Source organism: Sphaerotilus uruguayifluvii (assembly GCF_013294065.1).
In the GTDB taxonomy this organism is placed as follows: Bacteria; Pseudomonadota; Gammaproteobacteria; order Burkholderiales; family Burkholderiaceae_C; genus Sphaerotilus; species Sphaerotilus uruguayifluvii.
In genome coordinates this window covers 81530-100882 of record NZ_JABSNM010000006.1, presented here as the reverse complement: position 1 = coordinate 100882, position 19353 = coordinate 81530, and the positions used below count along the sequence as shown (strand labels likewise).

The window sequence follows — 19353 nt, the reverse complement described above, 5'->3', positions numbered from 1 at the left end:
TACTCCGTCGACGGCGGCAAGACCTACGCCGATGTGCCCGCCTCCGGCGTCGTCTCGGTCCCGGCCGGCTCCACCAGCTTCCTGGTGCGCATTCCCACCCTCGATGACACCGTCTACGAAGGCAACGAGACGCTGACGCTGCAGGCGAAATCCCCTTTCGACACCGCCCCAGCCTCCGGCATCGGAACCATCACCGACGCCGCCGACCTGCCGAAGCTGAGCATCAACGATGTCGTGGTCAACGAAGGTGCCGGCACCGCGACCTTCACCGTCACGCTGACCGGCGCCACCACCCAGACCACCACCGTCGCCTTCGCCACCGCCGACGGCACGGCCAAGGCCGGCAGCGACTACACCGCCGTCTCCGGCACGCTGACCTTCGCGCCCGGCGAGACGACCAAGACCATCACCGTCCCGATCCTCAACGACGCCGTCTACGAGGGCCCGGAGAGCTTCACCGTCAACCTCTCCGCCCCCACCAACGCCGTCATCGCCGACGGCTCCGGCCTGGGCACCATCAAGGACGACGGCACCGGCCCCGGCGGCACCGACAACGACCTGAACTTCAGTCTGGCCGTCTCCGAGGAAGGCCTGAGCGGCGGCATCAAGGACACGAGCGCCGCCGGCGGCGCGACCGACACCACCGACAGCGCCGTCTACAGCGGCACCGTGTCGCTGGCCTCGACGCTCACCGGTGCCGGCGTCACGATGACCTGGCAGGCCGCCGGCACGCAGCCGGACCTGTACTCCTCGGCCACCGGCACCAAGGTCAGCTGGAGCGTCAGCAGCGACGGTCACACGCTGACCGGCACCGCCGACGGCAGCACGATCCTGACCGCGGTGATGAACGACAACGGCAGCTACACCGTCACGCTGGCCGGCGCGGTGCGCCACGCGGGCGCCGGAGAGGACGTGCTGTCGGTCGGCCTGAAGTACGGCGCCACCAGCGGCGGCTACACCGGCTACGGCACCGCCACCGTCAGCATCGAGGACGACGCACCGGCCCCGATCGCCAACCAGCACGACACCGTCACACTGCAGGACACCAACCTGCTGGTCGTGCTCGACACCTCGGGCTCGATGCTGTCGACGCTGACCACCGGCGCGCTGGCCGGCCAGACCCGGCTGGATGCGGCGATCTCGGCGATCAAGAGCCTGCTGGCGAGCTACTCGGAATTCGGCACCGTCATGGTCCAGCTGGTGACCTTCTCGGACACCGCCTCGACGCCGAACAGCACCTGGATGACCGTCGGCCAGGCCCAGACGCTGCTCGACTCGCTGAGCGCCGGCGGCGAGACCAACTATGACGCGGCGCTGGCCGCGGCACAGACCGCCTATGCCAGCAGCGGCAAGCTCGCCAGCGGCCAGAACGTCACCTACTTCTTCTCTGACGGCAACCCGACGGCCCCCTCCGGATCGATCGGCGTCAGCGCCAGCGAGGAGGCCAACTGGAGCAGCTGGCTGGCCACGAACCAGATGAACGCCTACGCGATCGGCATGACCTCGGACGTGGTGGCCACCGCACTGGATCCGATCGCCTGGACGACCACCTCGGGCACCAGCGCCAGCTCGGTCATCGTCACCGACCTGAACCAGCTCAGCAGCGTGCTGCAGAGCACCGTGCCCACCCCGACAGGCGACCTGGCCACCGGCGGCGAGATCCGCAGCGGCGGCCTGGTCGGCGCGGACGGCGCCTACATCCACTCGGTGACGATCGACGGCATCACCTACTCGCTCGACAGCGCCACCGACCGGACGATCTCGGCCACCGGCGGCACCAGCGCGATGCAGTCCTTCGACGCCAGCACCAAGGTGCTGGTGGTCAACACCGCACAGGGCGGCAAGTTCATCGTCGACATGGACGACGGCACCTACGAGTACACCGTCCCGGCCAGCGTCGCCACCAGCAACCACGTCGCCACCGAGACGATGAGCTACGTGCTGTCGGACAAGGACGGCGACACGCAGTCGGCCACCGTGACCGTGCAGGTCAACGACCCGACGCTGGTCGGCACGATCGGGGGCGACCTGCTCAATGGCGACGCGACCCGGAGCGACTACATCGTCGGCGGCGCGGGCAACGACACCCTCCACGGCCTCGGCGGCGACGACCACCTGGTCGGCGGACGGGGGGACGACCTGCTGGCCGGAGGCCTGGGCAACGACGTGTTCGCCTGGTCGCTGAACGACCAGGGTGCCAAGGGCGCACCGGCGGTCGACACGATCAGCGACTTCGACGTCAAGAGCGACATCCTCGACCTGCGCGACCTGCTCGTCGGCGAAGGCTCGGGCGCGGGCAACACCGTCGGCAACCTGGCGAACTACCTGGACTTCTCGGTCATCGGCTCGGGCGGCAGCGCGACGACGACCATCCACGTCAGCACGTCGGGCGCCTTCGCCAGCGGCTACAGCGCCGCGGCCGAGGACCAGACCATCGTGCTGCAGGGCGTCGACCTGCCCGGCTCGCTGGGCCTGACCAGCGGCGCGACCGACGCGCAGATCATCACCGCGCTGCTGACCCAGGGCAAGCTGGTGGTCGATCCGGCCTCGGGCAGCTGAGGCCTGCCGATGCCGGGTCCGGCGAGGGCCCGGCCGGCCCGGCTCAGCGCACCGCCGGGCCGGTCACGCCGTCGACGCCGGCGGCCCACAGCGCCGGCAGCTCGTCCTGCTCGAGCACGCCCTCGACCAGGACCTGCAGGCCCACGCCGTGCAGCATGCCCACCGAGCTGCGCAGCCACTGGCGACGCGTCTCGTCGCCGCCCAGGCCGCCCGTCCAGGTCGAGGCCAGCTTGACATAGTCCAGCCCGGCCTCGAGCAGCCGTCCGATCGAGGCCAGCCGCTCGCCGGCATGCTCCAGGCCGATGCGCACGCCCAGCGGGCGCAGCTGCCGGCACAGCTCGTCGAGCGCCTCCGGGTGGCGCTGCAGCGCGCTCTCGTCGACCTCCAGCCACAGCCGCCGGGCCGTCTCGCCGGCGGCGATCACGCGCGCGCGCAGCCGCGGCAGGAAGTTCGGATCGCCCAGCGAGTTCGGCGACAGGTTGACGCCGCGCGGCTGGTGGTCGGCGGTGATCGCCGTCAGCGCCAGCGCGACGGCCGCCATGTCCACGTCGCTGCCCAGGCCGGTGCGCTGCGCCATCGGCAGCCAGCGCCGCGCCGGCTCCATCGGACCGTCCTCGACCAGCTGCAGCCGCAGCGGGCATTCGAGATGCAGCAGCGCGCCGCGCGCGTCGCGCACCGGATAGGGCTGCAGCTGCAGCCGCGCCGACATCAGGGTATCCAGCAGCGCACGCCGCCAGGCATCCTCGCCACCGGGCACCGGCGCCTCGTCGATGCCGTCGATGTGGCAGTGGAACGGCCCGGCCAGCTCCGCCTCGGCCAGCGCGCGGTCGACGCTCGACATCAGCGCCGCCACCGCGACATCGCGCGGGCAGCCGGTGGCCGACATGACGATCGCCACGCCCGGCTGGCCGTGCAGCACGGTGCGCAGCCGCTGCATCAGCTCCTCGGTCAGCGCCTGGGGCGACAGCGACAGCGGATGCAGCACCGCGAAGTCGCTGCCGTTGAGCCGGCCGGCGGCCAGCGGCGCCGGCTGCGTCGGCGAGGCGGCCGACAGCACCGCGGCGATCGAGCGCAGCATCTCGTCGGTGCGCAGGTGCCCCAGGCGGCGGTTGACCTCGGCGAGCTCCAGCACCCGCACCAGCACGATCTGCGTCGCCTCGACACCGTCGTCGCGACCCAGGAAGGACGCCAGCAGCGCCATGAAGTGGCCCCGGTGCGCCAGCCCGGTCAGCGGATCGCAGCTGGCCTGGCGGCGCAGCTGGTCGACCTGCTGCGCCTGCTCCGAGAAGAACTGGTTGAGCCGGCCGACCATCATGTTCATCGCCTGCGCGACGCGGCGCAGCTCCGGCGTCGACGGCTCGACGACGCTGACGAAGCGGCGCTGCGTCAGCGCCTCGGCCTGGTCGACGACCGCATCGAGCTGGCGCCGCAGCCGCCGCACCGCCAGATGGCCGAGCAGCGCCGCCAGCACGCCGACGCCCAGCGCCCACAGCGTCATGCGCACGCTCGACCACCACAGGTCGGCATAGGCGAAGGAGGCCTGGCTGCGCATCTCCAGCGTGCCGACCTGGTTCCAGCCGCTCGACACCTGGGCCACGCCGGCGCGCGGATGCACCGGCACCAGCCCGACGAACCAGGCCGGCACCCCCTGCGGCAGCGCCTGCGGCGCGCGGCGCGACACCAGCGCCTGCCCGGTGGGCGACAGCAGCCGGATCGACTCGTAGTAGCCGGTGTCGAACTGCGAGGCGATCGCCAGCTCGAGCAGCGCGCGGTCGCCGCGCTGCTGCGACATCGACAGCGCCAGCGTCTGCGCGTTGTCGTTGTTCTTCATCGACAGCTGCGCCTCGATCGAGCCGCGAACGGACCAGATCGACATCGCCACGCTGCCCGCCCCGGCGAGCACGATGGTGCCCATGATGAGGATCCACACCTGCCGGATCAGAGACATGCAGGCTCCTTGCGCGCCGCGCGCGCGTTCGTGTCGTTGGTCATCGTCGTCATGATTGCTGTCAGTACAGGCCCTGCTCGCGCACCTTGGCGAGCACCTCGCGCCAGCGCGACAGGCGCTGCGTCGGATCGCCCGCGTCGGGCCCCTGCGTGCCCTGCCAGAGCCCGTCGGCGTTGAAGCTGAAGACCGGCACGAGGTCGGGCCGGCGCGAGGCCGGCCGGATCTCGCCGATCAGGTTGTCGAGGATCAGCGGCTCGGCCGTCGGCCCCGGATAGTAGGCCAGCACCATGTGCGCCTGCTGCACGCCGCCGACGCCGCCCAGCATCGCCTTGACATAGACCAGCCGGAGCCGCGCCGGCGCGATGCCGGCAGCCGTCAGCGCGAAGTACTTGCCGATCGCGTAGTCCTCGCAGTCGCCGGCGCCCTTGCCGAACATCTCCAGCGGGCTGGCCCAGTAGTCGATCTGGCCCCAGACCTCGGTGTCCTCGCGGAACAGGATGCGCCGGTTGAAGAACTGGTTGATCACCGCCAGCCGCTGCTCCTCGTCGCCGCGCATCGACAGCTGGATCGTCTCGACCAGGGCCTGCGCGATCTCCGTGGCACGCGGACCGAAGCGCTGGGACTGCCGCAGGAAGCGGTCCGCATCCCAGGCCCGGGCCGATCCGGCCCCCAGCAGCAACCCGCAGCCCAGCGCCGCGACCAGCAGCAGGACCAGCACGAACGTCCGCCACCGCCCCCCCCCGGACACGGGGAGGGGCGTCGGCGGACGTGACCGGCGAACAACAACTTCCATCCGGGCAGTTTCGGCAAGCAGGCCGGCGGAACACAGGTATTGCTCACACCATTCACATTCCGGAAGTGAATAATGCGATTTTGTACGCGGATGGCTTGGAGCAGGCGGCACCGCTGTGGAATACTCGCCCAAGGAGGTCCGCCGCGGACAAGCCGATCTGTTCCGGAAACGACCATCCTGCATCCGCGTGCCTGCCGGGAGAGTCACGTCGGACCGGCGATCTCAATGTCCCCTTCGAAGGCCAGTGCAAGGATCCACGAAACAATGAACAAGGCAGCCTCTCATCTCGCCATCGGCCTGATTGCTCTCGCCTGCCAGGCGGCGGTCGCCCAGTCGACGGATCCGCTGAAGGACGCGGTCCAGCGCGCGATCTCGACGAACCCGGAAGTGACCGCGCGGCTCAACGCCTTCCGCGCCGCCACCGACGAGGTCGATGTCGCTCGGGGCGCCTACTACCCCCGGGTCGATCTCGGTGCCGACGCCAGCCGCATCCGCGAGCGCATCGGCTCGGTCAACCAGAGCATGACCAGCACCGGCGTGTCGCTGTCGGCGACGCAGCTGCTGTGGGACGGCTTCCAGACGATGAACCAGGTCGACCGCCTCGGCCATGCGCGTCTGGTGCGCTACTTCGAGTTCATCGACACCAGCGAGCAGGTCGCGCTCGAGAGCGTGCGCGCCTATGTCGACGTGCAGCGCCAGCGCCGCCTGGTCAAGCTGGCCGAGGACAACTACGTCCAGCACCGCTACGTGCTCGAGCAGCTGCAGTCGCGCGTCAAGGCCGGCGTCGGCCGCGGCGTCGACATGGAGCAGGCCTCGGCGCGCTTCGCGCTGGCCGAGTCGAACCTGACGACCGAGACATCCAACCTGCATGACGTGACCGAGCGCTTCCGTCGCCTGACCGGCGGCCTGCCCCCGGTCGAGATGCCGGGCATCAGCGGCCTCGAGCGCGGCCTGCCGGCGACGAGCTCGGGCGCGCTCGAGCAGGCGGTCAAGCGCAATGCCGGGATCGCCGCCGCGGTCGAGAACCTGCGCGCCGCGCAGGCCGTCTCGCGCGAGAAGGAAGGCAACCTCTACCAGCCGCGCGTCGAGGCCCGGGTGCGCACCGCCGCCGGCAACAACCTCGACGGCACCGCCGACCAGAAGCGCGACACCACCGCGGGCCTGTCGCTGAACTGGAACCTGTTCAACGGCGGCTCCGACAAGGCCCGCGTGCGCCAGGCGGCCAACCTGCTGAACCAGGCGGCCGACACGCGCGACAAGGCCTGCCGCGACGCCCGCCAGACCGCCGCGATCGCCTACCAGGACACCGTCAAGCTGGCCGAGCAGCTCAGCTACCTCGACCGCCATGTGCTGTCGAGCGAGAAGGTTCGCGACGCCTACCGCCAGCAGTTCGACATCGGCCAGCGCACGCTGCTGGACCTGCTGAACTCCGAGAACGAGCTCTACAGCGCCCGCCGCGCCTACGCCAACGCCGAATATGACCTGCAGGTCGCCAAGGCCCGCACCCATTCGGCCACCAGCAGCCTGGTGGCGGCGCTGGGCCTGACCCGCGCCGGCAATGCCGAGGACGAGCCCTCCGAGGGCCGCTACTGGCAGGCCGGCGAGGAAGCCGCGACCCGCTGCCCGATCAGCGCGACCGACCTGCAGGTCACGCCGAAGAGCGACCTCGACGCCCGCGCACGCCAGCTCGGCTCCTCGCTGTCGACGCTGCCGGCCGGCGGCGTCGCGGCGGCCGCGCCGGCTTCGCGCGCGATGCCTGCGCCCGCTCCGGCGGCCGATCCGGCACCGTCGACGCCTGTGTCGCAGCGCCTGCTGGACTGGGTCGCGACCTGGGCGGCCAAGGACGCCACCCGCTACCTGAGCTTCTACGATCCCTCGTTCAAGCCGGCCGGCGCCACCCGCCAGGTCTGGTTCGCCAACCGCACCAAGCTGCTGAAGAAGGACGGTCCGGTCGAGATGAAGATCGCCAACGTGCAGCGCCGCACCGTCGGCGCCGACGTCGTCGAGACCCGCTTCGACCAGCACTACATCTCCAAGGACATGGACGACAAGTCGCAGAAGGTGCTGACCTGGAAGCGCCGCGGTGGCGAGTGGTACATCGTCAAGGAAGCGACGAACCGCTGAAATCAGCCGCAAAAAAAGGGTGCCTCTCGGCACCCTTTTTTCTGTCCCTCGCCCGCCCGCCCCGCACGGAGAAATCCGGATATCGGGAACGACTCGAATCCAGGCCAGTTCAAGTTCAGTTCGGGACAGAAACGACAAACCCCGCCGAGGCGGGGTTTGCTGCGTCATTTCTGGCGGAGAGGGCGGGATTCGAACCCGCGGTGGGGATTAACCCACACACGCTTTCCAGGCGTGCGACTTAAACCGCTCATCCACCTCTCCGGAAAGAACGACACTATAGCATGTCTGCGGACCGCATGAAAAGAGTTTCAGCGAGAAGATCAAAAGAAAAGGGCCCGGAAGGGCCCTTCGAGCGTGTGTCGCGGAAGCGAGCCGCGGCACCACGGAGGCGCGAAGACCCGCCTCAGCGCACGACGGCGATCTGCTCGCGGTTGCCACCCTTGTAGGTGTACATCGTCAGCGCGCCATTCTTGATGTCGCCCTTCTCGTCGAAGGTGATCGTGCCCGTCACGCCCTTGTAGCCCGTGGTCTTCGCCAGCACCGGCAGGTACTTCGCCGGGTCGCTCGAGCCCGCCTTCTCCATCGCCGCCACCATCACGTTCACCGAGTCGTACACGTACGGCGCGTAGATCTGCACGTCCGCGTTGAACTTCGTCTTGAAGCGTGCCTTGAAGTCGTCCATCGCCTTCTTCTGTTCGCCCTCGACGCCGCCGGCCTCCGCGCACACCACCTGCCCGTCCTCCATCGCACCGCCCGACAGCTTCGGCAGCTCGCCCGTGCAGATGCCGTCGCCGCCCATCAGCTTGGCCTTGATGCCCAGCTGCTTCATCTGGCGGATCATCGGGCCCGCCACCGCGTCCATCCCGCCGAAGAACACGATGTCCGGCTTCTTCGCCTTCAGGTTGGTCAGGATCGCCGTGAAGTCCGTCGCCTTGTCGTTCGTGAACTCGCGCGCCACCGTCTTGCCGCCCGCCGCCTTCACGCCCTTCTCGAACTCGTCGGCCACGCCCTGGCCGTACGCCGTGCGGTCATCGATCACCGCGATCGACTTGCCCTTCAGCGACGTCACCGCGTACTTGCCCAGCGTCCCGCCCAGGTGCACGTCGTCCGCCACCACACGGAACGTCGTCTTGAAGCCCTGGCGCGTGTACTTCGGGTTCGTCGCCGACGGCGAGATCTGCGGCAGACCCGCGTCGCTGTAGATCTTCGACGCCGGAATCGACGTGCCCGAGTTCAGGTGGCCCACCACGCCGGCGACCTTCGAGTCCACCAGCTTCTGCGCCGCCGCCGTGCCCTGCTTCGGGTCGCCGCCGTCGTCCTCCGCCAGCAGCTCGAACTTCACCTTCTTGCCGCCGATCGTCACGCCCTTGGCATTGAGCTCGTCCACGGCCATGCGCGCGCCGTTCTCGTTGTCCTTGCCCAGGTGCGCGATGCCGCCGCTCGTCGGGCCCACATGGCCGATCTTGACCACTTCCTGGGCCGAGGCGGCGCCACCGGCGACGAGCAGGGCCACACCGGCCAGGACAACATTGAGCTTGTGATTCATGGATCAGGACTCCAGGGTTGCAGGAAACGGGGAAAACTTAACTCAAATCCGCGAGCCTCTCCAGCAGCTGGATCAAGTTCGCGGGTAAGCCCTCAGACAACGGAGCAACGGCACGCACCGAGGACATGCAAGGTCTGCCTTCAGCAAGACGCAATCTGCGACATGCCCTCGGGAATGCAGCGCGGTTCAGCGCGAGCGCCTGCGAGAGAGCTCCTGGGCGACCGCGCGGCGGATGACGTCGCGCAGCGTCGAGAGAACCTCCTCGCGCACCTCGTGCACCAGCTGGTCGGCCAGCCGGCCCAGCACCGGCGCCAGGCTCTCGCGCAGCCGGAACTCGAGCATGCGGTCGACCTGGCGCTGCACGTCGTGCAGCACGTCGGTGGCGATGCGCTCCTCGGTCTCCGCCTGCCAGGCCTGCCGCGGCGACGCACCCGGCTCGCCCCCCGCGGGCAGCGGATCCTCGACGGGGACGGCCGGCAGCGGCAGACCGGCCGGCGGCGCCACCTCGATGGCCGGACGCACCGGGCGGACCACCTCGGTCAGCGTCGGCACCTCGTTGGGCAGGGGCCGCGCGTCATCGTCCTGAGACGGCATCACGAGGCGACCTCGTGGCGCTCGATGCTCGCGCCGGCCGCGCCGTAGGAGCGCCAGCGCGCACGCGCGCGGTCGCGGTCGAACTCGTCGCGACTGACGATCTCGATGACCCGACGGTACTGCTGCCAGCCCGACGGCACCTCGTGCCCCAGATTGACCAGCACGTCGTGGCCCAGTGCGGGGCTGTGGCGCTCGAGCAGCAGCACCGGCGTCTCGCGCAGGCGGCCGGGCAGCGCGTCGGCCTCCGCGCCGCGCCAGTGCGGCACGAACTCCAGCGGCTCGAAGGTCCACAGCAGCCGGTCGACCTCGGCCAGCATCGCCGCCTCGCCGGTCACCACCACCCGCGCGCCGCTGCGCCAGGCCTTGCGCAGCAGCCGGCAGACATAGCCGCGCCGCTCGGGCACGTTGAAGTGGAAGGCGACCGCCGGCATCACGGCGCCTGCGGTCACTTGGCCTGCGACAGCACGAAGTGCGTCAGCAGCGGCACCGGGCGGCCGGTGCCGCCCTTGGCCGCGCCGCTGCGGAAGGCCACGCCCGCCACGTCGAGGTGCGCCCAGCGGTAGGCCTTGGCGAAGCGCTGCAGGAACTTGGCCGCGGTGATCGAGCCGCCGGCCCGCGGGCCGACGTTGGGCACGTCGGCGAAATTGCTCTTGAGCGCCTCGTCGTACTCCTCGTCGAGCGGCATGCGCCAGGCGGTGTCCTGCGCGGCGCGGCCCGCGGCCAGCAGCGTGTCGGCCAGCGCATCGTCCGGGCTGAAGAGGCCGGCGTGGTGGTGGCCCAGCGCGATGATGCACGCGCCCGTGAGCGTCGCGATGTCGACCACCGCCGCCGGCTTGAAGCGCTCGGCGTAGGTCAGCGCGTCGCACAGGATCAGCCGGCCCTCGGCGTCGGTGTTGAGGATCTCGATCGTCTGGCCCGACATCGAGGTAACCACGTCGCCGGGCTTGACCGCGCGGCCGTCGGGCATGTTCTCGCAGGTCGGGATCAGGCCGATCAGGTTGACCTTCGGGCGCAGCGCGGCGACCGCGCGGAAGGTGCCCAGCACGCTGGCGGCGCCGCCCATGTCGAACTTCATCTCGTCCATGTCGCCGGCCGGCTTGATCGAGATGCCGCCGGTGTCGAAGGTGATGCCCTTGCCGACCAGCACCACCGGCGCGTCCTTCTTGCCCGCGCCCTGGTACTTCAGCACGATGAAGCGTGGCGGCTCCTCGGAGCCCTTCGCGACCGCCAGGAAGGAGCCCATGCCCAGCGCCTCGATCTCCTTGCGATCGAGGATCTCGGCCTTGACGCCCTTGGTCTTCGCCAGCGCGCGGGCCTCGTCGGCCAGATGCGAGGGCGTGCAGTGGTTGGCCGGGCGGTTGGCGACCTCGCGCGCCAGCTCGACGCCGGCGGCGATCGCCGCGCCGCGCGCCAGACCTTCGGCCACCGCGGCCTCGGCGGCCGCGGCGCAGACCAGCTCGACCGCGCCCAGGCGCGGGGCCTCCGGCGCGCTCGGCTTGGTCAGGCGGTAGACATAGACCAGGTCGGCGGCGACGCAGGCCGCCGCCTCGGCCATCGCCGCGTCCGGCTCGCCCGCGCCGGCCCAGAGCAGCGCGGCACGCGTCGCACCGCCGCCCTTGATCAGGCCCAGCGCCGCCGCCACCGCCTTCTTCCAGGCGCGTGCGCCGCCGTCGGCGGCCACCGCCACCGCCAGGCGCGCGGCCTTCAGGCCGGCCGGGCGGTGCACGTAGAGCGTGCGACCCGGCTTGAGGGCCAGATCCCCCTGCGCGACGGCATCGTCGAGCAGCGCGCGCAGCGCGCCGTCCAGCCGCCATGCGGCCTGATCGGCCGGCACGACGACGACCAGCGCCTCGCGATCGAGTTCCGAATAATCCTGCGATGCCGCCACGAGAGTTCGAACGTCCATAATTCCGCGCTGTTTGAAGACGAGCCGATGTTATTCGATTCCACCCTACGCAAGGATCTTTCGCGCAGCTTCGGCGGCACGCTGGTCGTCATCCTGACGATCGTGCTGACGATGATGCTGATCCGCACGCTCGGCATGGCCGCCGGCGGCGAAGTCTCGCCGCAGGACGTCGTGCTGCTGCTGGGCTACACCGCGCTGGGCCAGCTGCCGACCATGCTGAGCCTGTCGCTCTACGTGGCGGTGGTCTCGGTGCTCACCCGCATGTACCGCGACAGCGAGATGGCGGTCTGGTTCAGCAGCGGCGTCTCGCTGGCGCGCTTCGTGCGGCCGGTGCTGCGCTTCGCGGTGCCGGTGCTGGTCGCGGTCGTGGCGCTGATGCTGCTGGTCTGGCCCTGGGCCAACCGCAACAGCGCCGAGCTGCGCGCGCGCTACGACCGCCGCTCCGACCTGTCGCGGGTCGCGCCGGGCCAGTTCCAGACCTCCGGCGACGGCCGGCGCGTGTTCTTCCTCGACAAGCAGTCGCCCGACAGCCGCGACGGGCGCGACATCTTCATCCTCGACCAGCATGACGGCAAGGAGTCGGTGACGACCGCGCGCGCCGGCCGCATCGAGCTGCGCGAGGACGGCCGGCGCGAGCTGGTGCTGACGCAGGGCGCGCGCACCGACCTCGACACCGGCGGCGACACCCGCACCATCTCGCGCTTCGAGCGCTATGTGGTGCGCATCGACGAGAAGGCCGCGGCCGCGCTGGCCGAGCTGCCGCCGAAGGCGCAGGACACGCTCGCGCTGCTGGGCACGACCACGCCCAAGGGCCGCGGCGAGCTGGTCTGGCGCTTCGGCATGATCGCCACCGCGGTCAATCTGCTGCTGTGGGGCCTCGGGCTGGCCTCGGGCGGACCACGCGGCGGCAACAACTGGGTGATGCTGGTGGCGCTGCTGGGCTTCGTCGTCTATTTCAACCTGGTCTCGCTGAGCCAGGCCTGGGTGGCCAGCGGGCGCATGCCGGTCGCCGGCGCGCTGCTGGGCGTGCACGGCGCGATGTTCGCCGGCGCGCTGCTGCTGCTGGGCTGGCGCATCGGCGGCGGGCTGCGCCGCCTGCCGCTGCCCTGGCGCGGCCGCGGCTGACCCTCGGCCCCCTCCTCGCCCTCCCGCGCACGCGCGCCGCCTCCCCGTTTCCGTTGCAGGAGAACCCCATCCGATGCGCACCGTCCGGCGCCTGCTCTACCGCGAGATCCTCGGCGCGACGCTGTATGTCGCCGCGGCCTTTCTCGGCCTGTTCCTGTTCATCGACCTCGTCGGCGAGCTCGACGGCATCGGCCGCGACTACAGCGCGCTGCAGGCGCTGCAGGTCTGCCTGCTGCAGGTGCCCGGCCACCTGTACGAGCTGATGCCGATCGCGCTGCTGATCGGCGCGATCTACGCGCTGGCCAAGCTGGCGCAGTCGAGCGAGTTCACCATCCTGCGCACCGGCGGCCTCGGCCCGGGCCGCGCGCTGTGGCTGCTGGCGCGGCTCGGCCTGACGCTGGCGGCGCTGACCTTCGTCATCGGCGACTTCGTCGCGCCGTGGTGCGACACGCAGGCGACGCTGCTGGCGGCGCGCCGCCACGGCGGCCTGGAGGTCGGCCAGGGCGGGCTGTGGCTGCGCGACAGCCAGCAGCAGGCCGACGGCGAGCACCGCTACACCGTCAGCATCGGCGCCGCGCCCGGCGACGGCGAGGTCGCCAGGGTGCGCATCCTCGAGTTCGGGCCTCAGGGCGAGCTGCGCACCCGCACCACCGCCGAACGCGCCCGCATCGGCGACGACGGCACCTGGACGCTCGAGCAGGTGCAGGTGTCGCAGTGGGCGCCCGACAGCACGCCCGAGCTGGCGCCGGACCGCCGCGCCGCGACGCTCGAGTGGCGCTCGACGCTGACCCGCCAGGTCGTCTCCGCCGCGGTGCTGCCGCTGCGCACGATGTCGACCGCGGCGCTGTGGACCTACATGACCCACCTCTCCGACCACGAGCAGACCGCGCAGCGCCACGCGATCCAGTTCTGGAAGAAGGCGATCTACCCGTTCGCCTGCCTGGTGATGCTCGGCCTGGCGCTGCCCTTCGCCTACCTGCACGCACGCGCCGGCGGCGTGTCGCTGAAGGTCTTCGGCGGCATCCTGCTGGGCATCAGCTTCGTGCTGCTGAACAACGTCAGCGGCCACCTCGGCCTGCTGCACGACTGGCGGCCCTGGCTGGCGGCCAGCGCGCCCAGCGTCATCTACCTGCTGATGTCGCTGGGCGCCTTCAGCTGGCTGGTGCGCTACCGCTGACCGGCCCGGCCTCTGCGCCCGCTTTCCCCGCGTCCCATTCCCTTTCCTTCCACCGACCAAGGACCGCGACGATGCACGGCATCCTGCTCTTCGCCCACGGGGCCCGCGACCCCGCCTGGGCCCGCCCCTTCGAGACCATCGCCGCGCGCATGCGCGAGGCCGCCGGCGGCCGCCCGGTCGCGCTGGCCTACCTCGAGCTGATGGAGCCGCGCCTGGACGCGGCCGCGCACGCGCTGGCCGCGCAGGGCTGCACCATGATCACCGTGGTGCCGCTGTTCCTCGGCGCCGGCGGCCATGTGCGCCGCGACCTGCCCGAGCTGCTGGCCGGCCTGCGCGCGCAGCTGCCGGCGGTGACGATCCGCGACACCGCCGCCATCGGCGAGACCGAGGCCATCACGCGCGCGATCGCGCAGGCCGCGCTGACGCTGGTCGACGACCCCCGCGCGGGAGAGCCGGCCGCATGAACCTGCACCAGTTCCGCTTCGTCCAGGAGGCCGCACGGCGCAACCTGAACCTGACCGAGACCGCGCGCGCGCTGCACACCTCGCAGCCCGGCATCTCCAAGGCCATCCTCGAGCTCGAGGAGGAACTGGGCGTGGACATCTTCGCGCGCCACGGCAAGCGGCTGCGCCGCGTGACCGAGCCGGGCCGCCAGGTGCTGCAGTCGATCGAGATCATCATGCGCGAGGTGGCCAACCTCAAGCGCATCGGCGAGGACTACTCGCGCCAGGAGGCCGGCACGCTGTCGATCGCCGCCACCCACACGCAGGCGCGCTACGTGCTGCCCACGCCGGTGGCGGCGCTGCGCTCGCGCTACCCCAAGGTCGCGGTCAGCCTGCACCAGGGCACGCCGGAGGACGTGGCGCAGATGATCCTCGACGACGCGGCCGAGGTCGGCATGGCCACCGAGCGGCTGACGCAGTACGAGGACCTGGTGACGCTGCCCTGCTACGAGTGGCGCCATGTCGCGGTCGTGCCGGTGGGTCATGCTCTGGCGCGGGTGGAGCGCCCGACGCTGGAGCAGCTCGCCGCCGAGCCGCTGATCTCCTACCACCCCTCCTTCACCGGCCGCTCGAAGATCGACGCGGCCTTCGAGCAGCGCGGACTGAAGCCGAACTTCGTGCTCGAGGCGATCGACTCCGACGTCATCAAGACCTATGTGCGCCTGGGCCTGGGCGTGGGGATCGTCGCCGAGATGGCGGTGCTCGACGACGTGCTGTGCGGCCCCGGCGGCGACCTGACCGCGCGGCCGGTCGGCCACCTGTTCGGCCCGAACGTCGCGCGCATCGCCTTCAAGCGCGGCGCCTACCTGCGCAACTTCGTCTACACCTTCGCCGAGCTGCTGTCGGAGCGGCTGAGCCGGCCGCTGATCGAGCGCGCGATGCTCGGCCAGAGCCTCGACCAGCCCGCCGCCAGCGACGGCCTCTGAGGACCGCCGAGGCCGTTTGCCCACGATCTGCCAGGCCTTCCGGCCTGCGGACGACGGTGCTTGCGTAGACTTGCGCTCATCGTCGCCCCGGCCTGTCCAGGGCGGGATCGTGAACACGCTCCGAGGAATGGGCCCCATGCAGGATCCGGCGCTCCAGCACATGATCGTCCTCCTTCACGACGCGGCGCGCGGCGGCGCGGGCTGGGAGGATGTCGGCGAGCAGCTGCAGCAGCTGCTCGGGCTGGACGGCTGGCACCTGATGCGCATGAACCACGGCGTCACCGAGGTGCTGACCGCCGGCGGCGAGCGGGTCAGCGCGTCGGCTGCCGCGCGCTACGACGCGCACTACGGCCGCATCGATCCGCGGCTGGGCCTGCTGCGCCAGGCCCGCGCCGGCACGCTGTGCTGCGACCACGAGCATTTCGATGCCCGCTTCGTCGCCCGCAGCGAGTTCTACCAGGACTTCCTGCTGCCCGAGGGCCTGCGCTACGTGCTGGGCAGCCGCATCACCGCCGACGAGGCGGATCCGCAGGGCGGCTACCTGATGGGGCTGCTGCGCGGGCCGGAGCGCGGCGTCTTCTCGGCCGAGACGCAGGCGCGGGTGCAGCGGCTCATGCCCCATCTGCAGCGCGCCTTCGCGCTGAAGGACCAGCTCGAGCAGCTGCACGAGCATGCACGGATGCTGGAGGCGGCGCTCGAGGCGGCCGGCCCGGCCGCGCTCGCGCTGGACCGGTCCGGGCGGATCCGGCACGCCGACGCGCAGGCCCGCGGCTGGCTGGCGGCCGCCAGCCCGGTGCTGTCGCGCCGGGGCCGGCTGCAGCTCGCGGCGGGCGGAGCAGCCGCTCAGGAGCGGCTGCAGGCCGCGATCGAGCGCTGCGCCCGCAGCGGCGAGATCCAGGCGCTGGCCCTGCCGGGCCACACGCTGACGCTCAGCAGGATGCCGGCCCGCGGCGTCGAGCGCGCCGACGACCGGCCTGCGCTGCTGCTGTGCCTGATCGCGCCGACGCGCCGGCCGCGGCTGCCGCCGGTCGGACAGCTGGTGGCCCTGCTCGGCCTGACCCCGGCCGAGGCACGGCTGGCGCGCGGCCTGGCCGCCGGACTGTCGCTGGAGGAGCATGCCGAGCAGCAGGGCGTGCGCCTGGCCACGGTGCGCACCCAGCTGAAGGCCATCTTCGCCAAGACCGGCACCCACCGGCAGAGCGACCTGGTGCGGCTGCTCGACACCATTCCGGTGCCGGGCGGCGACACGGCGTAGCCGGTCCCGCCCGCTGCGCCGCTCAGTCCAGCGTGCGCAGCCGCGCCCGCTCCGCCTCGCGCAGCACCCGCAGGTGCGGCTCGCCGTCGCGCATCGCCAGGCCGTGCAGCTCGATGGAGCGCTGCGACTGCAGCAGCCGCACCAGGTAGCCCAGGATGGCCGCGTCGATCACCTGCCCCGGCACCAGCACCGGAATGCCCGGCGGATAGGGCACGATCTGGTCGCAGCAGACCCGCCCGACCAGCGCCGGATTGGGCAGGCCCTGCTCGTCGAGCAGCGCCAGACGCTCGCCCGCCTCGTAGAAGGCGTCGCGCGGCAGGCAGGCCAGCCGGGTGAAATGCGGAATGCGCGGCAGCCGCGCCGCCGGGCGGGGCTCGCGGCGCTCCTTCTGCGCCTGGCGCGCCAGCCGCAGCATCGCGTCGAACAGCCGCGAGACCTTGCTGCGGGTCGTGCCGATGGTCAGCAGCAGCGTCAGCGTGCTGTGGGTGTTCTTCTCGATCTGGATGTTGAAGCGCTCGATCAGCTCGTCGCGCAGCTCGTCGGCGCCCCAGCCGGAGGCCGAGATGTCGATCGTGAGCTTGGTCGGATCGAGCCGGATGCCGTCGCTTCGCACCTCGTCGGCCAGCAGCTCGTCCAGGCCCAGCACCCGGAACACGCCGGTGGCGTCGATCTTCTCGCGCAGCTCGGCGGCGAAGCCCAGCGAGCGCTCGAGCAGGCCGTAGCCCTCCATCACCGCCTGCCGGCGCGCCACGTCCAGGCTGGCGATCAGGCCGTACTGCGGGCTGGTCGAGGCGTGCATGTTGAAGTTCTCGCGGAACAGGTGCTCGTCGAAGCCGGGATCGTTCACATGGATCATGCTGGCCTGCGAGAAGGCCGAGAGCACCTTGTGCGTGCTCTGGGTGACGTAGTCGGCGCCGGCCTCCAGCGCGGTCGGGCGCAGCTCGGGGTGGAAGCGCGCATGCCCGTACCAGGCCTCGTCGACGATCACCTTGATGCCGGCGGCGTGCGCCGCCTCGATGATCGGCGCCAGCTCGTAGCGCAGGCCGTCGTAGGTGCAGCTGGTCAGGATCAGCACCCGCGCCTCGGGGTGGTCCTGGATCGCCTGCAGCACCCGCGCGCGCGGCACCGGCCCGAACAGGCCGTGGCGCTCGTTGACCGAGGAGTCCAGGTACACCGGCCGAGCCCCCGACAGGATCACGCCGTGGTGCACCGACTTGTGGCAGTTGCGGTCGAGCAGCAGCGTGTCGCCCGGCGCCAGCAGGGTCTGGAAGATGACCTTGTTCGAGGTCGAGGTGCCGTTGGTGGCGAAGTAGGTGCGCCGCGCGCCGAAGGCCTGCGCGGCCAGGCGCTGCGCCTGCGCGATCACGCCGGTGGGATGCAGCAGCGAGTCGAGCTGCGGCACCGAGACCGAGAGATCCGCGCGCAGCATCTGCTCGCCCACGAAGTCGTGGAAGTCGCCGACCCAGGGGCTGGCGCGGTAGGCATCGCCGCCGGCGTGGCCCGGCGTGTGCCAGGAATCCTTGGCCTGCGCCACATAGGCGCGCAGCGCGTCGTAGAAGGGCGTGGCCGCGGTCTCGGCCACCTCGGCCGCCAGGATGCGCACCCAGCCGGCCGGATCGGCGTCGCCGCGGAAGAAATAGCCGTCGACGCGCTCGCTGGCCAGCGCCTCGACCAGGCCGCGGGTGTCGTCGTCGTCGAGCAGCAGGTAGATCGACAGCTCCGGGCGGCACTGGGCCAGCGCCTGCGCCAGCGCGACCGCCTCGTCGCCCTGGTGCAGGTCGATCAGCACCAGCTGCACCGCCGCATCGGCGCGCACCGCCGCCAGCGCCTGCCCGGGCGCGGCGCCCTGCACCGCCAGCGCCGGACGCAGCGCGGCGCGCCGCGCCTCGGCCGCCAGCGCCGCGACCAGCGCGTCGCGGCCGGCCTCGTCATGGCCGACGACAAGAAGATGGACGACGGGATCGGGGCTCGGAGGGCTCATTGCGGATTCATTGCTTCAGGTTGCCGGGGGTTGCCGGGATGTGAGGGCGTGATGCTGTTCATCATTCCTGAAACCAGCAGGCTCAGACCGCGACACTCCCCCACAAATGAGTGATCTGAAAATTGCGCATTCAGGATAGTCTGCGCACGCGATGTGCCGAGACATGGAAAACATGTTCGCAATCCGGCCTCCACGTAGCCCACCGCCAACAAGACAAGGTCCGAACAACATGCTGGCTCCCGTCCGACACGATACCGCCCCCCGCCCCCTGCTGACCGCCGTTCCGAAAGCCGCCCCGCGCGCGGTCTGCGCGGCCGATGCGGTGAGCATCGGCGTGAGCCGGCCGTCCGACTGGGTCGAGATGCTGGAGCTGGTCGACCGCTGCTTCCCGTACGCCAGCGCCGAGTCGATGGGCTGGTGGCTGTGCTACCAGCGTCCGCTGATGCATGTGGCGCGTCTGGACGGGCGCGTCGCCGGCTTCGTGCATGTGCAGCCGCGCCCGGACAGCGACACGCTGTGGATCAACATCCTCGCGGTGACCGAGGACTTCCGCCACCGCGGCGTCGCGCGCCAGCTGCTGGCGCACTGCGAGCGCCTGGCCGCCGAATGGGGCCTGGGCCGGCTGGGCCTGCAGTGCCACGAGGACAACGCCTCGGCGCTGCGGCTGTACGCGCTGCAGGGCCATGCGCAGATCGGCGAGGACTTCCACGCCGACGCCGGCGGCCGCTACATCGTGCACGACAAGGAGCTGCCGACCAGCGCCATCGCCGCGGCCGTGCGCACGCCGGCGGCCGATCCGCGCTGGCGCTGCGTCGCGCAGCGCCTGGCCTTCCGGCTCTGGGCGATGCGCCGCGCCCGCACGACGCACTGAGCGTCGCCGGCGCCTGCGGCGCACGGCCTGCCGACGCGCCCTGAA

The 19353-nt window shown here is 71.2% G+C and carries 15 protein-coding genes and 1 tRNA gene; 8 read left to right on the top strand and 8 right to left on the bottom strand.

Translation table 11 applies throughout. The annotated features are described in order from the left end of the window. Positions 1 to 2559: Calx-beta domain-containing protein (locus HNQ01_RS08610; protein ID WP_173804962.1), on the top strand; the 2559-nt coding region annotated here is incomplete at its 5' end. A gap of 43 nt (positions 2560 to 2602) precedes the next feature. On the opposite strand, the gene HNQ01_RS08605 is transcribed toward HNQ01_RS08610, so the two are convergent. Further along, a complete protein-coding gene (locus HNQ01_RS08605) occupies positions 2603 to 4507 on the bottom strand; it encodes a bifunctional diguanylate cyclase/phosphodiesterase (protein ID WP_173804961.1) in 1905 nt (634 codons plus the stop codon). Between the two features lie 61 nt (positions 4508 to 4568). Beyond that, positions 4569 to 5225: a transglutaminase-like cysteine peptidase gene (locus HNQ01_RS08600; RefSeq protein WP_353621668.1), complete on the bottom strand. Its 657-nt coding sequence runs from the start codon at positions 5223 to 5225 to the stop codon at positions 4569 to 4571. Between the two features lie 339 nt (positions 5226 to 5564). Between HNQ01_RS08600 and HNQ01_RS08595 the strand changes: the two genes are divergently transcribed. Continuing rightward, positions 5565 to 7424: a TolC family outer membrane protein gene (locus tag HNQ01_RS08595; RefSeq protein ID WP_173804959.1), complete on the top strand. Its 1860-nt coding sequence runs from the start codon at positions 5565 to 5567 to the stop codon at positions 7422 to 7424. Between the two features lie 171 nt (positions 7425 to 7595). On the opposite strand, the gene HNQ01_RS08590 is transcribed toward HNQ01_RS08595, so the two are convergent. From HNQ01_RS08590 to HNQ01_RS08570, 5 genes are all read right to left on the bottom strand, one after another. After that, a tRNA-Ser gene (locus HNQ01_RS08590) sits at positions 7596 to 7685 on the bottom strand. 142 nt (positions 7686 to 7827) lie between these two features. Next, a complete protein-coding gene (locus HNQ01_RS08585) occupies positions 7828 to 8970 on the bottom strand; it encodes a branched-chain amino acid ABC transporter substrate-binding protein (protein WP_173804958.1) in 1143 nt (380 codons plus the stop codon). A 186-nt stretch (positions 8971 to 9156) separates the two neighbouring features. Next, positions 9157 to 9564, bottom strand: coding sequence for a hypothetical protein (locus HNQ01_RS08580; RefSeq protein ID WP_173804957.1), 408 nt, complete (start codon positions 9562 to 9564; stop codon positions 9157 to 9159). Then, on the bottom strand, positions 9564 to 10013 hold the full coding sequence (locus tag HNQ01_RS08575) for a DNA polymerase III subunit chi (RefSeq protein ID WP_353621667.1): 450 nt from the start codon (positions 10011 to 10013) through the stop codon (positions 9564 to 9566). The genes HNQ01_RS08580 and HNQ01_RS08575 overlap by 1 nt, the downstream gene beginning before the upstream one ends. Then, positions 10010 to 11470, bottom strand: coding sequence for a leucyl aminopeptidase (locus HNQ01_RS08570; protein WP_173804956.1), 1461 nt, complete (start codon positions 11468 to 11470; stop codon positions 10010 to 10012). The genes HNQ01_RS08575 and HNQ01_RS08570 overlap by 4 nt, the downstream gene beginning before the upstream one ends. 27 nt (positions 11471 to 11497) lie before the next feature. Here HNQ01_RS08570 and lptF point away from each other — a divergent pair, with 27 nt between their 5' ends. From lptF to HNQ01_RS08545, 5 genes are all read left to right on the top strand, one after another. After that, positions 11498 to 12595 (top strand): LPS export ABC transporter permease LptF, encoded by a 1098-nt coding sequence (lptF, locus tag HNQ01_RS08565; protein ID WP_173804955.1) that lies wholly within the window; start codon positions 11498 to 11500, stop codon positions 12593 to 12595. A gap of 73 nt (positions 12596 to 12668) precedes the next feature. Beyond that, positions 12669 to 13772, top strand: coding sequence for an LPS export ABC transporter permease LptG (lptG, locus tag HNQ01_RS08560; RefSeq protein ID WP_173804954.1), 1104 nt, complete (start codon positions 12669 to 12671; stop codon positions 13770 to 13772). Positions 13773 to 13843: 71 nt separating this feature from the next. After that, a complete protein-coding gene (locus HNQ01_RS08555; RefSeq protein ID WP_173804953.1) occupies positions 13844 to 14236 on the top strand; it encodes a sirohydrochlorin chelatase in 393 nt (130 codons plus the stop codon). Beyond that, positions 14233 to 15201, top strand: coding sequence for a CysB family HTH-type transcriptional regulator (locus HNQ01_RS08550; protein ID WP_173804952.1), 969 nt, complete (start codon positions 14233 to 14235; stop codon positions 15199 to 15201). The genes HNQ01_RS08555 and HNQ01_RS08550 overlap by 4 nt, the downstream gene beginning before the upstream one ends. A gap of 160 nt (positions 15202 to 15361) precedes the next feature. Next, positions 15362 to 16456 carry a helix-turn-helix transcriptional regulator gene (locus HNQ01_RS08545; protein WP_173804951.1) on the top strand — a complete coding sequence of 365 codons (1095 nt, stop codon included), beginning with the start codon at positions 15362 to 15364 and terminating at the stop codon, positions 16454 to 16456. A 22-nt stretch (positions 16457 to 16478) separates the two neighbouring features. Here the strand turns inward: HNQ01_RS08545 and HNQ01_RS08540 are convergent, their stop codons facing one another. Beyond that, positions 16479 to 18437 (bottom strand): aminotransferase class I/II-fold pyridoxal phosphate-dependent enzyme, encoded by a 1959-nt coding sequence (locus HNQ01_RS08540; RefSeq protein ID WP_173804950.1) that lies wholly within the window; start codon positions 18435 to 18437, stop codon positions 16479 to 16481. Positions 18438 to 18666: 229 nt separating this feature from the next. On the opposite strand from HNQ01_RS08540, the gene HNQ01_RS08535 reads away from it, so the two are divergent. After that, entirely contained in the window at positions 18667 to 19308 is a 642-nt protein-coding gene (locus HNQ01_RS08535) for a GNAT family N-acetyltransferase (RefSeq protein ID WP_173804949.1), read from the top strand. The last annotated feature ends 45 nt before the right edge of the window (positions 19309 to 19353 follow it).

What these genes read in the sequence shown, in the direction of transcription:
- HNQ01_RS08535 (WP_173804949.1), top strand. Translation starts at nt 18,667, where the DNA reads ATGCTGGCTCCCGTCCGACACGATACCGCCCCCCGCCCCCTGCTGACC.
- HNQ01_RS08570 (WP_173804956.1), bottom strand. Translation starts at nt 11,470, where the DNA reads ATGGACGTTCGAACTCTCGTGGCGGCATCGCAGGATTATTCGGAACTC.
- HNQ01_RS08555 (WP_173804953.1), top strand. Translation starts at nt 13,844, where the DNA reads ATGCACGGCATCCTGCTCTTCGCCCACGGGGCCCGCGACCCCGCCTGG.
- HNQ01_RS08540 (WP_173804950.1), bottom strand. Translation starts at nt 18,437, where the DNA reads ATGAGCCCTCCGAGCCCCGATCCCGTCGTCCATCTTCTTGTCGTCGGC.
- HNQ01_RS08545 (WP_173804951.1), top strand. Translation starts at nt 15,362, where the DNA reads ATGATCGTCCTCCTTCACGACGCGGCGCGCGGCGGCGCGGGCTGGGAG.
- HNQ01_RS08605 (WP_173804961.1), bottom strand. Translation starts at nt 4,507, where the DNA reads ATGTCTCTGATCCGGCAGGTGTGGATCCTCATCATGGGCACCATCGTG.
- lptG (WP_173804954.1), top strand. Translation starts at nt 12,669, where the DNA reads ATGCGCACCGTCCGGCGCCTGCTCTACCGCGAGATCCTCGGCGCGACG.
- HNQ01_RS08580 (WP_173804957.1), bottom strand. Translation starts at nt 9,564, where the DNA reads ATGCCGTCTCAGGACGATGACGCGCGGCCCCTGCCCAACGAGGTGCCG.
- HNQ01_RS08595 (WP_173804959.1), top strand. Translation starts at nt 5,565, where the DNA reads ATGAACAAGGCAGCCTCTCATCTCGCCATCGGCCTGATTGCTCTCGCC.
- HNQ01_RS08550 (WP_173804952.1), top strand. Translation starts at nt 14,233, where the DNA reads ATGAACCTGCACCAGTTCCGCTTCGTCCAGGAGGCCGCACGGCGCAAC.
- lptF (WP_173804955.1), top strand. Translation starts at nt 11,498, where the DNA reads ATGTTATTCGATTCCACCCTACGCAAGGATCTTTCGCGCAGCTTCGGC.
- HNQ01_RS08585 (WP_173804958.1), bottom strand. Translation starts at nt 8,970, where the DNA reads ATGAATCACAAGCTCAATGTTGTCCTGGCCGGTGTGGCCCTGCTCGTC.